The following is a 13,205-nucleotide window of genomic DNA, read 5'->3' as shown; positions in this document are numbered from 1 at the left end:
CGACCGGGCGACGTGGCCTCCGCCCCGGCGCCCGGCGTCGGCGGGGCGGCGCCCCGGGCGTGCACACTGGCCCGGTGAGCACCGTGCGGGCCGGCGGGCCGTCCCGCACCGGCGAGGCGCCCGGGGACGGCCGTACCGTCGCCGCGGCCCCCGCGGACGGTCAGGGCGCGCCCGGCGCCAGCCGCGCCGACCTGCCCGCGCCGGGCCGGCTCGACCACTGGCCGCCGGTCGTCCGGGTGCCGATGCAGGTGCTCGGCCGCACCGTGGCCAAGGCCTGGCAGGACCGGATCCTCGGCCTGTCCGGCGAGGCGGCGTTCTGGCAGATCCTCTCGGTGCCGCCGCTGCTCATCGCGCTGCTGGGCTCGCTGGGGTTCCTCGGCAGCTGGATCGGCGCGGACTCGGTGCAGACCATCGAGGACACGCTGGTCAACGCCTCCAGCGAGGTGCTCACCGCCGACGTCGTCGACCAGCTCGTGCGGCCCACCCTCAACGACATCCTGACGTCGGGCCGGCTCGACGTCGTCAGCCTCGGCTTCCTGCTCACCCTGTGGGCCGGGTCGTCGGCGACGGCGACGTTCATGAACACGATCGTGATCGCCTACGACCAGCGCGACGTCCGCGGGCCGATCGCCACCCGGCTCATGGCGCTCTACCTGTTCGTCATCGGCCTGGTGCTCGCCGTGCTCATGCTGCCGCTGCTGGTACTGGGGCGCGGGCTGCTGGTGGCCCTGCTGCCGCAGGACTGGCAGCCGACCGCCACCGTGCTCGTCGACGCCGTCTACTGGCCGGTGGTCGTCGTCGGCCTGATCCTGTCGCTCACGAGCTTCTACCACGTGATCCTGCCCCGGCGGCTGCCGTGGCACCGGCACCTGCCGGGCTCGCTGCTGGCCGTGGGGTTCTTCGTGGTGGCCGCGACCGTGCTGCGGCTGTACGTGTCCGACATCCTGGTCGCGGCGCTGCCCTACGGGGCGCTCGCGACGCCGATCGCGGCCCTGCTGTTCCTGTTCTTCTTCGGGATGGCGGTGCTGCTCGGCGCCGAGCTCAACGCCACCGTCCAGGAGCGCTGGCCGGCGCCGCAGCGCCGGCACACCCGCCGGGCGCAGCGCCGGCGGGCGGCCGAACTGGAGGCCGAGGCCAAACGGCTCGGGCTGCGGGACTAGCCCCGCCGGTCAGTCCCTGCGGAGCTGCTCGTAGACCTCCTTGCAGGCCGGGCACACCGGGCTGCCGGGCTTCGGGGACTTGGTGACCGGGAAGACCTCGCCGCACAGCGCCTCGACCAGCGTCCCCATGACCGCGCTCTCGGCGATCTTGTTCTTGCGGACGTAGTGGAAGACCTCGTTGGCGTTGCCGGTGTCGCCCTCGCGGACGTCGGGCTTCTCGAGGAGGTCGGACTGGCTCACGGGCTGCTCCCAGGCTGGTGACGGGGCGGCGGCCGGCCCGCCGGGAGGCGCGGCCGGGCGCCGGTCGGTCGCCCACCATGATGGCAGGGTGAGCGCCGAACCCCGTCATGCCGCCGCCCCCGCCCCCCTCGCCCTCTCCCCCGAGGTCGCCGAGGCGCTCGACTCCGGCGCCCCCGTCGTCGCCCTGGAGAGCACGCTGCTCGCCCACGGCCTCCCCCGCCCCGACAACCGCGCCGCCGCCGACGAGGTGGAGGCCGCCGTCCGCGCCGGCGGTGCCGTGCCCGCGACCATCGCCGTCCTCGACGGCGTCCCGCACGTCGGCCTGACCGCCGGGCAGGTCGACCGGGTCTGCGAGGACCCCGACCTCGCCAAGCTCGGCGTGCGCGACCTGCCCGTCGCCGCGGCGCTCGGCCTCTCCGGCGCCACCACCGTCTCCAGCACCGCCCTGCTCGCCGCCGCGGCCGGCATCGGCGTGTTCGCCACCGGCGGGCTCGGCGGCGTGCACCGCCAGTCGGCCGAGACCTTCGACGAGTCCGCCGACCTGACCGCGCTGTCGCGCACGTCGCTGGCCGTCGTCTGCGCGGGCGTGAAGTCGATCCTCGACGTGCCGGCCACCCTCGAGCGGATGGAGAGCCTGTCGATCACGGTGGTCGGCTACGGGACGACGACGTTCCCCGGCTTCTACGTCGCCGACTCGGGGTCCAGCGTCGACTGGTCGGTCGACACCCCCGAGCAGGCCGCCGCCGTGCTGGCCGCGCGCCGCGAGCTGACCCCCGGCGCCGTCGTCGTCGCCAACCCGCTGCCGGCCGACCAGCAGCTGGACACCGAGCTGCACGACCGCGTCATCGCGGGCGCGCTGGCCGCCGCGGAGGCCGCCGGGGTGCGCGGCAAGGCGGTGACGCCGTTCGTCCTCGACCACCTGCACCGGGAGAGCCGGGGCGCGACGCTGGAGGTCAACGTGCGGCTGGTGCTGCGCAACGCGGAGCTCGCCGGGCGGATCGCCGCCGCGCTGGCCGGGGCGGCCCGCTGAGCACCGGTCGGCCGGTGGTCGTCGTCGGCGACGTCGCCACCGACGTCGTCGCGGTGCTGTCCGGGGAGCCGGCGCCCGGCTCCGACCGGCCGGCGGCCATCCGCAGCCGCGGCGGCGGGGCCGGGGCCAACGTGGCCGTGCACCTCGCCGCGCTGGGGACGCCGGTGGTGCTGGCCGGCTGCGTCGGCGACGACCCGGCCGGGCTGGCGCTGGTGGCCGAGCTGACCGCGGCCGGCGTCGGCCTCGCGCTGCGCACGGTGCCGGGCGCGGCCACCGGCACGATCGTCAGCCTGGTCGAGCCCGGCGGGCAGCGCAGCATGCTCGCCGACCGCGGCGCCAACCTCGACCTGCGGCCGGGCGACGTGCCGGCCCCCGGACCCGGCGGGCACCTGCACCTGTCGGGTTACACGCTCCTCGACGAGCGGCCCCGGGCGGCGGGGCTCGCGGCGCTGGCCGCCGCGCGGGCGGCGGGGTGCACGGTGTCGGTGGACCCGGCGTCGACCGGGCCGCTGACCGGATACGGCGTCGAGCGCTGGCTCGCCGACACCGCGGGCGCCGACCTGCTGCTGCCCAACGCCGACGAGGCGCGGCTGCTCACCGGCTGCGCCGACCCGGCCGACGCCGCCCGGGCGCTCGCGGCCGCCCACCCGGCGGTGGCGGTGACCCTCGGGGCCGACGGCGCGCTGTGGGCGGCCGGCGACGTGCTGGTGCACCGCCCGGCGCACCCGGCCGACGTCGTGGACACGACCGGCGCCGGGGACGCCTTCACCGCCGGCCTGCTCGCGGTGTGGCTCGCCGCGCCCGGCGGCGACCCGGCCGCCGCGCTCGACGCGGGCCTGGCCCGCGCCGCCGGGGTGGTGGCGCGGGCGGGCGCCCGCTGAGGCTCAGCCGTCGATGACGCGGCCGCCCTCGATGACCCGCCGCTCGCGGGCGGGGGCCTCGAGGATGCGGTCGGGCCGCGGCGGCACGTAGCGGTGCGCGTCGAGCTTCTTCTTCGGCGGCCGGTCGTTGGCCATGACGACGGCGATCCACGGCAGCACCGTGCCGAGCACCGCGAAGATGATCATCAACCAGACGGTCTGGTAGAAGACCGCGGCCAGCACCAGGCTGATGCCACGGACGGCCATGGTCAGCACGTACCGCTTCTTCCGGGCGGCGTGCTGCTCCACCAGGCTCGGTTCCGCCTGGGTGATGAGCACCGGCTCGGCCCTGCGGGCTCGCGCGGACTGCTGGCTCGAGGCCACGTGCACCCATCCCTCCGTGGATCGGGGACAGAGACGGCACGGTGTCGCCTGTGCTGGGCCTGTTGCCCGCCATCCGGTGGCGGGCAATCCGGCATCTCCCGGTCCGGCTCCCATGGTGCCACCGTCGGGGGGCCCGTGCCCGCCCCCGGGCAGACGATCGGGTACCGCTTCGGCGCGCCGGGTCGGCGCACCGGGTCAGCGCGCCGGGTCAGCGCGCCGGGTCAGCGCGCCGGGTCAGCGCGCCGGGTCAGCGCGCCGCGGCGGCGGCCTCCCCCGCCCGCTTCGCGGCCTTCTTCGCCTCCTGCTTGGCGGCCCGGACCTCGGCCAGCGACTCCGGGCCGGTGATGTCGGCGACCGACCGGCGGGAGCCCTCCTCGCCGTAGGAGCCGGCCGCCTCCCGCCAGCCGGGCGGGGTGACGCCGTACTGCTTGCCGAGCAGCGCGACGAGGATCTTCGCCTTCTGCGCGCCGAAGCCCGGCAGCTCGCCGATGCGGCGCAGCAGCGTGGCGCCGTCGGGGGCGTCGGACCACAGCGCGTCGGCGCGGCCGTCGTAGCGCTCGACGAGCAGCCGGCAGACCGCCTGCGCACGCCGGGCCATGGAGCCCGGGTAGCGGTGCACGGCCGGCGGCCCCTGGAACCAGGCCAGCAGCGCGTCGGGGTCGGCGTCGGCGAGGGCGGCGGCGCTGAGCTCGTCGACGCCCATCCGGTCGGCGAGCAGCCGCGGCCCGGCGAAGGCGCGCTCCATGGGGAACTGCTGGTCGAAGAGCATGCCGAGCAGCAGCGCGAGCGGGTCGCGGCCGAGGAGTTCGTCGGCGGCGGGGTCCTGGGTCAGGCGGAGGGTCGGCACACCGGAGATGGTGCCGCAGCCCGGTCCGGGGCGGTCGCCCGCCGGTCCGGACCGGCGATCCCACGGCGCGGCCCGCGGCCTAGCGTGGCGCCATGACGACAGAGGCGACGACGGAGTCCCTGCCCTGGTCCGCCGGGACGTGGACGACCCCGCCGGTCGCCGTGTCGGAGGAGGGCCCGGACCTGCTCGTCACCGCGGCCGCGGGCAGCGACGCCTGGCGGCACACCGCCTACGGCTTCGTGCACGACGACGCGCACGCGCTGCTCGCCCCGCTGGCCGACCCGGGCGCCGTCGAGGTCTCCTTCGGCGCCGACTTCGGCGAGCAGTTCGACCAGGCGGGGCTCGTGCTGCGGGCCGGCGCGGAGACCTGGCTCAAGGCCGGCGTCGAGGTGTCCGACGGCGCGCTGCAGGCCGGCGCCGTCGTCACCCTGGGCCGCTCCGACTGGTCGGTCGCGCCGGTGCCGGGGTGGGCCGGGCGGCGGGTGACCGTCCGCGCGAGCCGGGCCGGCGACGCGGTGACCGTGCGGGCGCGGGTCGACGACGAGCCCTTCCGCCTGGTCCGCGTCGCCCCGTTCCCGGCGGGCGTGCCGGTCGGTGCGGGCCCGTACTGTTGCGCGCCCACGCGGGCCGGCCTGACCGTCCGCTTCCGCCGGTGGGCAACCGGCCCGGCCGACGCCGCCCTCCACTGAGCCCGCCGCCCGGTCACGGCGGAGGGGTCTCGCGGACGCCTCCTGCGGGGGTCCTCCGGGACCCGTCCGTGCAGGTCAGGGCAGCCTCAGCTTGCTGGCGGGCACCCGCGCGAGGTGTCACCCTGTGGCCATGACGACGATGCAGGAACTGCCCCAGGTCCAGGACTGTTCGGTGTCGAGCTGCTCCTACAACGCGGAGTCGAGCTGCCACGCGGGCGCCATCACCATCGGCGGCGACCACGCCCACTGCGGCACCTTCGTGGAGATCTCCTTCCGGGGCGGCCTCGACCGCACCGGCCTCGTCGGCGCGTGCCACCGCTCCGACTGCGTGCACAACCAGCAGCTGGAGTGCACGGCCCCCGGCGTGCGCGTCGGAGCCGGCGCCGACGCCGCCGACTGCCTGACCTACGAGGCCAGGTAGTCCAGACCGCTGTCCGGGCCCTCCACGGGCTCGAGCGACAGGCCGCCGTCTGCGCCGGACCGCAGCGCGCCGTCGGCGAAGGAGAGCGCGGCCACCGGGTCGGCGTCGTCCACCAGGACGGCCCGCCCGGGGCCCGCGACGCCGCGCAGCGCGCTCAGCACGCTGCGCCGGTCGGCCGCGGACAGCCCGTCGGTGAGCCGGTCGACCAGGACGATCGCGGCGCCGCCGCGACGGGCCTCCGCCACGGACGCGAGCCGCGGCGCGACGCCCTCGTCCCGCGACGACGACAGCCGCTGCACCGCGACCGAGCCGTGCCCGCCGGCGCACCGGCCCGTGCTGTCGTCGAGCGCGCCCATGACGCGCCGGCGGGTGCGCTCGGCACCCATGAGCACGGTCACCTGACCGAGCGGCAGTCGCAGCCCCACGGACCCTCCCCGGGATCGAGATAGGCGAGCCTAACCTTCCCGGGTCGCAGGCGTCCAGGACGGCCGCCGCGGCCCGCGCCCGCGCGGACGCGCAGGATGACCGGGTGCGCGCGGTGGTGAGCAGGGTGACCTCGGCCTCGGTGACCGTCGACGGCGCCGTCGTCGGGGAGGTCGGCGCGGGCCTGCTGGCGCTCGTCGGCGCAGGCCGGGACGACGACGACGCCCGTGCGCGGACGCTCGCCCGGAAGATCTCGGAGCTGCGGGTGTTCCCCTCGGAGGACGGTGAGCGCTCGGCGGGCGACCTCGGCCTGCCCGTGCTCGTGGTGAGTCAGTTCACGCTCTACGCCGACACCCGCAAGGGACGCCGTCCGTCGTGGCAGGACGCCGCGCCCGGGGAGGTGGCCCAGCCGCTGGTGGAGGAGGTCGTCGCGGAGCTCCGGCGGCGCGCGCACGCCGTCGCCACCGGGGTCTTCGGGGCCCGGATGCTCGTGTCGTCGGTCAACGAGGGGCCGATGACCTTGCTGCTGGAGGTCTGACCCCGCGATCGGCCGGGTACGGATGGTGACCGAACACACGGCCTGTGGGTTCGCTGTGAACCGGGTCCGTGTGGAACACCAGGCCCCGTGCGGACCGTTGAACGGGGCGTAACACAACGGACCACAACGGACGAACAGCGGGTTCCCGCCCGGACAGCGGGGGCCCACCCCCAGACGCGGGTGTCGCCGCCGGCCACGAGGGCCGCCGGATGCATCCGAACCACAGGCAAGGACGAAGACATCCCGTGACGCTCCTCCAGTCTTCCCCCAGTGACGCCCTCGAGGTCCGCTCGCCCCGCCGCGAGCCGGACACCAGTGGCCTGGTGTCGACCGACCTGGTGCGCGTGTACCTCAACACCATCGGCAAGACCGCCCTGCTGACCGCCGAGCAGGAGGTCGAGCTCGCCAAGCGGATCGAGGCCGGCCTCTACGCCGAGCGGCTGCTCGCCGAGCGGCAGCTCACCCCCGCCCTGCAGCGCGACTACAAGGCCCTGGCCGTCGACGGCAAGGCCGCCAAGCGGCACCTGCTCGAGGCCAACCTGCGCCTGGTCGTCTCGGTGGCCAAGCGCTACACCGGCCACGGCATGACGTTCCTGGACCTGATCCAGGAGGGCAACGTCGGCCTCATCCGCGCCGTCGAGAAGTTCGACTACACCAAGGGCTTCAAGTTCTCGACCTACGCGACGTGGTGGATCCGCCAGGCGATCACCCGCGCGATGGCCGACTCCGGCCGCACCATCCGGCTGCCCGTGCACCTGGCCGAGCAGGTCAACAAGGTCGTGCGGACCCGCCGACGGGTGCACCAGGAGCTCGAGCGGGAGCCCACCGCCGAGGAGCTCGGCCTCGAGCTCGACATGACGCCCGAGCGGGTCACCGAGCTGCTCGAGTACAGCCGCGACCTGGTCTCCCTCGACCAGACCGTCGGCGCCGACGAGGAGTCCCGCCTCGGTGACTTCATCGAGGACGCCGACGCCGCTGTCGCCGAGGACGCGGTGGCCTTCCAGATGATGAAGGGCGACGTGCGCAACGTCCTGTCCACGCTGGAGGACCGCGAGCGCGACGTGGTCGTGCTGCGCTTCGGCCTCGACGGCGGCCAGCCCCGCACCCTCGAGCAGATCGGCAAGCAGTTCGGTCTCTCCCGCGAGCGGGTGCGCCAGATCGAGCGCGAGACGATGGCCAAGCTGCGCGACCCGCAGCGCGCCGACGCCCTGCGCGACTACCTGGCCTAGCAGCGCATCCGAGAGCCGGCTCCCCTGGCGGGGGAGCCGGCTCTCGGCGTCTCCGGGCGTTGACAGGGGCAGCGCCCCGGGCCAGGCTCGTGCTCAACCGGACGGTTGAGGAGGCTGGTCATGGCGGACACGGCGGAGCGCTGGGCGAGGCTCGCGGACGACCTCGGCCGCAGGGTCGACGGCGTCCCGCCCGGCCGCTGGGACGACCCGGCGCCGTGCGAGGGCTGGGTGGCCCGCGACGTCGTCCGGCACCTGGTGGAGTGGATGCCCGCCCTCTACCTCCCCGCGGTCGGCCTGCCGGTGCCCGCCCTCCCCTCGGCCGACGACGACCCGGCCGGCGCCTGGCACGGGGCCGACGCCGCGATCCGGGCCCTGCTCGCCGACCCGGACCTCGCCTCCCGGCCCACCAGCACCCGGGCCGGGGAGATGACGCTCGCCGAACTGGTCGCCATGACCGGACTCATGGACCTGCTCGTGCACACCTGGGACCTCGCCCGCGCCACCGGCCAGGACGAGACGATCGACGCGGCCGAGGCCTCGGCGTTCCTCGCCGGCATCGAGCCGTGGGACGCCGCCCTGCGCAGCAGCGGGCACTACGGCCCGCGGGTGCCCGTCCCCGACGACGCCGACGACGCGGCGAAGCTGCTCGCCTTCACCGGCCGCCGCCCCTGAGCCGGGCCGGTGCGGAGGGCGCCGATGAGTTCCGGGGCCGGCGGCGGTCTGCCCGTCGTCGATCCCGAGGAGGAACCGTGACCCAGCTGCTGAGGGTGCAGAACTTCACCGTCTCCCGGGACGGGTACGGAGCGGGCGAGGGCCAGAGCCTGGAGCGGCCGTTCGGGCACGCCGACCCCATGACCTTGATGGCCTGGGCCGTCGCCACGGCCGGCTTCCCGAACCGCAGCGCGCCCGGCGGCACCCGCGGCCTGGACGACCTCCTCGTCCGCGACTTCTCGCACGGCATCGGCGCCGAGATCATGGGCCGCAACAAGTTCTCGCCGCACCGCGGCCCGTGGCAGGACCTCGAGTGGCAGGGCTGGTGGGGCGACGAGCCGCCGTTCCACACGCCGGTGTTCGTGATGACCCACCACGTGCGGCCGTCGTTCACGCTGTCGGACACGACGTTCCACTTCGTCGACGGCGACCCGGCCACGGTGCTGGAGAAGGCCCGCGCGGCGGCCGGCGGCCTCGACGTGCGGCTCGGTGGCGGCGCCTCGGTGATCCGCCAGTTCCTCGACGCCGACCTCGTCGACACGATGCACGTCGCGGTCGCCCCGCTCGAGCTGGGCGCCGGCTCGCGGCTGTGGGCCTCGCCCGACGAGCTGCTCGACCGCTTCCACCGCGACGTCGTGCCGAGCCCGAGCGGCGTCACGCACCACCTGTTCTGGCGGAGGTAGCCGGCCGAGGACGTCGTCGGGGCCCGCCGACGACGTCCTCAGTCGCGCATGCGGCGGGGGCCCGGCTCGACCCGGGCGGTCGGCGGGCCGACGCGCACGGTGCCGCCGGCGACCACGAGCGACCGGCCGCCGTGCCAGGGGTTGGCCGGCCCGGCGATGACCGGTGACAGCGTCAGGCCGAGCACCTCGGGCAGGTCGTCGGCGAGCCGGGCCACCCGCAGCAGCAGGTCCTCCAGCGCCGCGACGTCGGCCGGCTCGGCGCCGCGCCAGCCGTCGAGCAGCGGCCACGCCCGCGGGGCGCGGACCAGCTCGGCGGCGTCGAGGTCGGTGAGCGGCAGGGTGCGGTAGGCGCGGTCGCCGAGCAGCTCGGTGGCCACGCCGCCGAGGCCGAAGCTCACCAGCGCGCCGAACGACGGGTCGTCGACGATCTCCACCACCGTGGCCACCCCGGGGGCGGCCATCTCCTGCACGATGACCGGGTCGCCGGCGGGGATGGCCTCGAACGCGGCGCGGACCGCGGCGGCGTCGCCGAGGTCGAGGCGGACCCCGCCGAGGTCGGTGCGGTGCCGCAGCCACGGCGCCGTCGACTTGAGCACCACCGGGTAGCCGATCGCGTCGGCGGCGGCCACCGCCTCGTCGGCCGTCGTGGCGGTGCGGGTCCCCAGTAGCGGCACCCCGTAGGCGGCCAGCAGCGCGAGCACCTCGTCGTCGGTGAGCGCGCGCCCGCCCGGCGACCCGGCCAGCGCGCCGCGCACCACCGACCGCGCCCGGTCGACGTCGACGTCGGGGAGGTCGGGCACGGTGCCGACCGGGCGGCGCCGCCAGCGGGCGTACTCGGCGACGCGGGCGAGCGCGATGACCGCCCGCTCGGGTGTCGCGTAGGACGGCACCGAGCCGCGCGCGGGCATGCCGTCGGCGTCGGGGACGGTGAGCTCGGGGAGCAGGCCCTCGGCGGACAGGAAGGTGCCGAGCACCGGCTTGTCGGAGGCCAGGGACACCTCGAGCAGCGCCCGCCCGTAGGCCTCCGGCGAGGTGCGCACCAGCGGCGGGAGGAAGACCGCGACGACGGCGTCGACCCCGTCGTCGTCGACCGCCTCCTGCAGCGCGGCGCGGAACGCCTCGGGGCTGCCCGCGGTGCCGATGTCGACCGGCGCCTCGTGGGCCAGCGCGAGCCCCTGGTCGAGGACGGCGTCGGCCACGAGCACGCCGAGCGCCGTGGAGTTGCCGACGACGGCGACCCGGTCGCCGGGCGGCAGCGGCTGGTGGGCCAGCAGCATGCCGACCTCGAAGAGCTGGGCGACGGTCTCCACCCGGATGACACCGGCCGAGGCGAACAGCGCGGCCACCGACTGCTCGGGCACCGCCACCGAGGTGCCGGCGAGGCCCGGCGCGAGCCCGCCGTGCCGGCCGCTCTTCACCGCGACCACCGGCTTGGTGCGGCCGACGGTGCGCGCCAGCCGGGCGAACTTGCGCGGGTTGCCGAAGCTCTCCAGGTGCAGCAGCACGACCTCGGTGCCGGGGTCGGTGGCCCAGTACTGCAGCAGGTCGTTGCCGCTGACGTCGGCGCGGTTGCCCGCGGAGACGAAGCTGGACAGGCCGATGTTGCGGCTGCGGGCCCGCTCGAGCAGGGCGACGCCGAGCGCGCCGGACTGGGCGAAGAACCCGACCCGGCCGCGGCCGGGCACCTGCGGGGCGAGGCTCGCGTCGAGCCGGATCGCGGGGTCGGTGTTGACGATGCCGAGGCAGTTGGGCCCGACGACCCGCATGCCCGAGGCGCGGGCCGAGGCCACCAGCGCCCGCTCGGCCGCGCGCCCCTCGGGCCCGGTCTCGCCGAAACCGCCGGAGATGACCACCAGCCCGCGCACCCGCTTGCGCCGGCACGCCTCGACCACGCCCGCGACCTCGTCGGCGGGGACGGCGACCACGGCGAGGTCGACGTCGCCGGGGATGGCCTCGATGGACGCGTAGGACGGGACGCCGCGGACGTGCCGGGTGTTCGGGTTGACCGGGTAGACCGGCCCGTCGAAGCGGTAGTCGAGCAGGTTGCGCAGGACGAGGTTGCCGATCTTGCCCTCGTCGTTGCTGGCGCCCACGACCGCGACCGAGCCCGGCGTGAGCAGCCGTGCGATCGAGCGGGACTCGCTGCGCTGCTCGCGCTCGTAGGCCACCGCGAGCGAGGTCTCGGTGGGCGCGATCGGGAAGGTCAGGTGCACGACGCCGTCCTCGTAGGAGCGGCGCGGCTGGTAGCCGGCGTCGAGGAAGACCCGCACCATCCGGGCGTTCTGGGCGAGCACCTCGGCGACGAAGGTGGTGATGCCGCGCTCGCGGGCGGCGGCGGCCAGGTGCTCGAGCAGCACCGAGCCCAGCCCGCGGCCCTGGTGGGCGTCCTCGATGAGGAAGGCGACCTCGGCGTCGGTGGTGTTCGGGTAGCGGTCGTAGCGGCCGACGCCGATCAGCTGGTCGCCGAGCAGCAGCACGAAGGCGACCCGGTCGACGTGGTCGACGTGGGTGAAGCGGTGCAGGTCCTTGTCCGAGAGCCGCTTCATCGGCCCGAAGAACCGGTAGTAGCGGGTCTGGTCGGAGCTGCGGTCCATCAGCCCGGTCAGCCCGTCGGCGTCCTCGGGGCAGATCGGGCGCAGGTGCACCGTGCCGCCGTCGGCGGCGATGATGTCGGCCTCCCAGTGCGCCGGGGGCAGCGGCGCGGACTCCTCCGCGGCGAGCGCCGGCGCGGGTGCCGTCTGCGGCTCAGTCACGGGGGTCGTCCGGGTCGAGGCCGAACAGCGGGTAGGAAGCCTTGCGGCTGCGGGCGATGGCCCGGTCGACGCGCGACTCGGTGAACGGGTCCCAGGCGGAGAAGCCGGTGTAGCCGCCCTCGGTCATGTGCGTCGGTGGGCGGGCGCGCAGCCCGCGGGCGACGACGTCGTCGCGCCAGGACTGCGGGATCGCCGTCACCGGGTCCAGCCGCTCCCCCGCCGCCTCGGCCAGCAGGTGCGTCCAGGCCCGCGGCACGCAGCGCACCAGGCCGTAGCCGCCCCCGCCGAGGGCGATCCAGCGGCCGTCGCAGAGCTCGTGGGCGAGGTCGTGCACGGCCCGGTAGCTGGCGCGCTGGCCGTCGACGGTGAGCGCGAGGTCGGCCAGCGGGTCCTCGTGGTGGGCGTCGCAGCCGCACTGGGTGACCAGGATCTGCGGCGCGAACGCGCGCAGCACCCCCGGGACGACGGCGTGGAAGGCGCGCAGCCAGGAGGAGTCGTCGGTGCCGTTGGGGACGGCGACGTTCACCGCGCTGCCGAGGGCCTTGTCGGGGTCGCCGGTCTCCTCGGGGTAGCCGGTGCCGGGCCACAGGGTGAGCGGCGTCTGGTGGATGCTCACGGTGAGCACCCGCGGGTCGTCGTAGAAGGCGGCCTGGACGCCGTCGCCGTGGTGCACGTCGAGGTCGACGTAGGCGATCCGCTCGTAGCCCTGGCCGAGCAGCCAGGCGATGGCGATCGCGGCGTCGTTGAAGACGCAGAACCCCGACGCCCGGTCGCGCATGGCGTGGTGCAGGCCGCCGGAGATGTTGACCGCGTGCTGGGCCCGGCCGCTGTGCACCAGCTCCGCGGCCTGCACGCTGCCGCCGACGACGAGCGCCGCGGCGTCGTACATGCCCTCGAAGACGGGGTTGTCGGTGGTGCCGAGGCCGTAGCGCTCGTCGGGGTCGGTGGGGGCGCGCCGCACCGCCTCGAGGAAGTCGGCGTCGTGGACCAGCGTGAGCAGGTCCTCCCCCGCGGGCTCCGGCCGCACGACCTCCACCCGCGGGCTCGACAGCACGCCCAGGCCGTCGGCCAGGCGCATGGTCAGGTCCAGCCGCACCGGGTGCAGCGGGTGGTCGCCGCCCATGGTGTAGCCGAGCAGCGCGTCGTCCCAGACGACGGCCACCGAGTCGCTCACGGGCCCTCCTGTCGACGTCGGGACCCGCCGCCGGGACGCCGTCGTCCCGGGGCCGTCCCCGGC

At 75.9% G+C, this 13,205-nt stretch carries 15 protein-coding genes; 9 read left to right on the top strand and 6 right to left on the bottom strand.

Annotation, left to right across the window (positions count from 1 at the left end; genetic code table 11):
- Window positions 1–74: 74 nt before the first annotated feature.
- Entirely contained in the window at window positions 75–1,160 is a 1,086-nt protein-coding gene (locus ACI79X_RS18735; protein WP_457026929.1) for a YihY/virulence factor BrkB family protein, read from the top strand.
- Window positions 1,161–1,169: 9 nt separating this feature from the next.
- On the opposite strand, the gene ACI79X_RS18730 is transcribed toward ACI79X_RS18735, so the two are convergent.
- Window positions 1,170–1,400, bottom strand: coding sequence for a DUF3039 domain-containing protein (locus ACI79X_RS18730; RefSeq protein WP_457026928.1), 231 nt, complete (start codon window positions 1,398–1,400; stop codon window positions 1,170–1,172).
- An 88-nt stretch (window positions 1,401–1,488) separates the two neighbouring features.
- Here ACI79X_RS18730 and ACI79X_RS18725 point away from each other — a divergent pair, with 88 nt between their 5' ends.
- Together ACI79X_RS18725 and ACI79X_RS18720 are read left to right on the top strand one after the other, a co-directional pair.
- A complete protein-coding gene (locus ACI79X_RS18725; RefSeq protein ID WP_457026927.1) occupies window positions 1,489–2,430 on the top strand; it encodes a pseudouridine-5'-phosphate glycosidase in 942 nt (313 codons plus the stop codon).
- Window positions 2,431–2,444: 14 nt separating this feature from the next.
- Window positions 2,445–3,311 (top strand): carbohydrate kinase family protein, encoded by an 867-nt coding sequence (locus ACI79X_RS18720; protein WP_457026926.1) that lies wholly within the window; start codon window positions 2,445–2,447, stop codon window positions 3,309–3,311.
- A 3-nt stretch (window positions 3,312–3,314) separates the two neighbouring features.
- On the opposite strand, the gene ACI79X_RS18715 is transcribed toward ACI79X_RS18720, so the two are convergent.
- A complete protein-coding gene (locus ACI79X_RS18715; RefSeq protein ID WP_457026925.1) occupies window positions 3,315–3,674 on the bottom strand; it encodes a DUF3099 domain-containing protein in 360 nt (119 codons plus the stop codon).
- A 247-nt stretch (window positions 3,675–3,921) separates the two neighbouring features.
- Complete coding sequence (locus tag ACI79X_RS18710) at window positions 3,922–4,521, bottom strand: HhH-GPD-type base excision DNA repair protein (protein WP_457026924.1); 600 nt, start codon at window positions 4,519–4,521, stop codon at window positions 3,922–3,924.
- A gap of 92 nt (window positions 4,522–4,613) precedes the next feature.
- Here ACI79X_RS18710 and ACI79X_RS18705 point away from each other — a divergent pair, with 92 nt between their 5' ends.
- Both ACI79X_RS18705 and ACI79X_RS18700 read left to right on the top strand, forming a co-directional pair.
- On the top strand, window positions 4,614–5,210 hold the full coding sequence (locus tag ACI79X_RS18705) for a DUF1349 domain-containing protein (RefSeq protein ID WP_457026923.1): 597 nt from the start codon (window positions 4,614–4,616) through the stop codon (window positions 5,208–5,210).
- 130 nt (window positions 5,211–5,340) lie between these two features.
- Window positions 5,341–5,631, top strand: a complete 291-nt coding sequence (locus tag ACI79X_RS18700) for a DUF1540 domain-containing protein (protein WP_457026922.1) — start codon at window positions 5,341–5,343, stop codon at window positions 5,629–5,631.
- Here the strand turns inward: ACI79X_RS18700 and ACI79X_RS18695 are convergent.
- Complete coding sequence (locus ACI79X_RS18695) at window positions 5,616–6,056, bottom strand: hypothetical protein (RefSeq protein ID WP_457026921.1); 441 nt, start codon at window positions 6,054–6,056, stop codon at window positions 5,616–5,618. The two genes, ACI79X_RS18700 and ACI79X_RS18695, sit on opposite strands and share 16 nt — an antisense overlap.
- A gap of 104 nt (window positions 6,057–6,160) precedes the next feature.
- On the opposite strand from ACI79X_RS18695, the gene dtd reads away from it, so the two are divergent.
- From dtd to ACI79X_RS18675, 4 genes are all read left to right on the top strand, one after another.
- Window positions 6,161–6,592, top strand: a complete 432-nt coding sequence (dtd, locus tag ACI79X_RS18690; protein WP_457026920.1) for a D-aminoacyl-tRNA deacylase — start codon at window positions 6,161–6,163, stop codon at window positions 6,590–6,592.
- A gap of 245 nt (window positions 6,593–6,837) precedes the next feature.
- Complete coding sequence (gene sigB / locus ACI79X_RS18685; protein WP_456939766.1) at window positions 6,838–7,821, top strand: RNA polymerase sigma factor SigB; 984 nt, start codon at window positions 6,838–6,840, stop codon at window positions 7,819–7,821.
- Window positions 7,822–7,941: 120 nt separating this feature from the next.
- Window positions 7,942–8,493 carry a TIGR03086 family metal-binding protein gene (locus tag ACI79X_RS18680; protein WP_457026919.1) on the top strand — a complete coding sequence of 184 codons (552 nt, stop codon included), beginning with the start codon at window positions 7,942–7,944 and terminating at the stop codon, window positions 8,491–8,493.
- A 77-nt stretch (window positions 8,494–8,570) separates the two neighbouring features.
- On the top strand, window positions 8,571–9,215 hold the full coding sequence (locus tag ACI79X_RS18675) for a dihydrofolate reductase family protein (RefSeq protein ID WP_457026918.1): 645 nt from the start codon (window positions 8,571–8,573) through the stop codon (window positions 9,213–9,215).
- Between the two features lie 38 nt (window positions 9,216–9,253).
- On the opposite strand, the gene ACI79X_RS18670 is transcribed toward ACI79X_RS18675, so the two are convergent.
- The gene (locus ACI79X_RS18670; protein WP_457026917.1) at window positions 9,254–11,968 is read right to left on the bottom strand and encodes a bifunctional acetate--CoA ligase family protein/GNAT family N-acetyltransferase; all 2,715 of its coding nucleotides are present in this window, start codon (window positions 11,966–11,968) and stop codon (window positions 9,254–9,256) included.
- Window positions 11,961–13,142: an acetoin utilization protein AcuC gene (locus tag ACI79X_RS18665; RefSeq protein WP_457026916.1), complete on the bottom strand. Its 1,182-nt coding sequence runs from the start codon at window positions 13,140–13,142 to the stop codon at window positions 11,961–11,963. The genes ACI79X_RS18670 and ACI79X_RS18665 overlap by 8 nt, the downstream gene beginning before the upstream one ends.
- Between the last annotated feature and the right edge of the window lie 63 nt (window positions 13,143–13,205).

Source organism: Geodermatophilus sp. SYSU D01119, from assembly GCF_054049975.1.
This window is presented reverse-complemented; position numbering and strand designations above follow the sequence as displayed.

Excerpts from the sequence above, each read along its gene's own strand:
- ACI79X_RS18700 (WP_457026922.1), top strand. The coding sequence starts at position 5,341 with ATGACGACGATGCAGGAACTGCCCCAGGTCCAGGACTGTTCGGTGTCG.
- ACI79X_RS18680 (WP_457026919.1), top strand. The coding sequence starts at position 7,942 with ATGGCGGACACGGCGGAGCGCTGGGCGAGGCTCGCGGACGACCTCGGC.
- ACI79X_RS18705 (WP_457026923.1), top strand. The coding sequence starts at position 4,614 with ATGACGACAGAGGCGACGACGGAGTCCCTGCCCTGGTCCGCCGGGACG.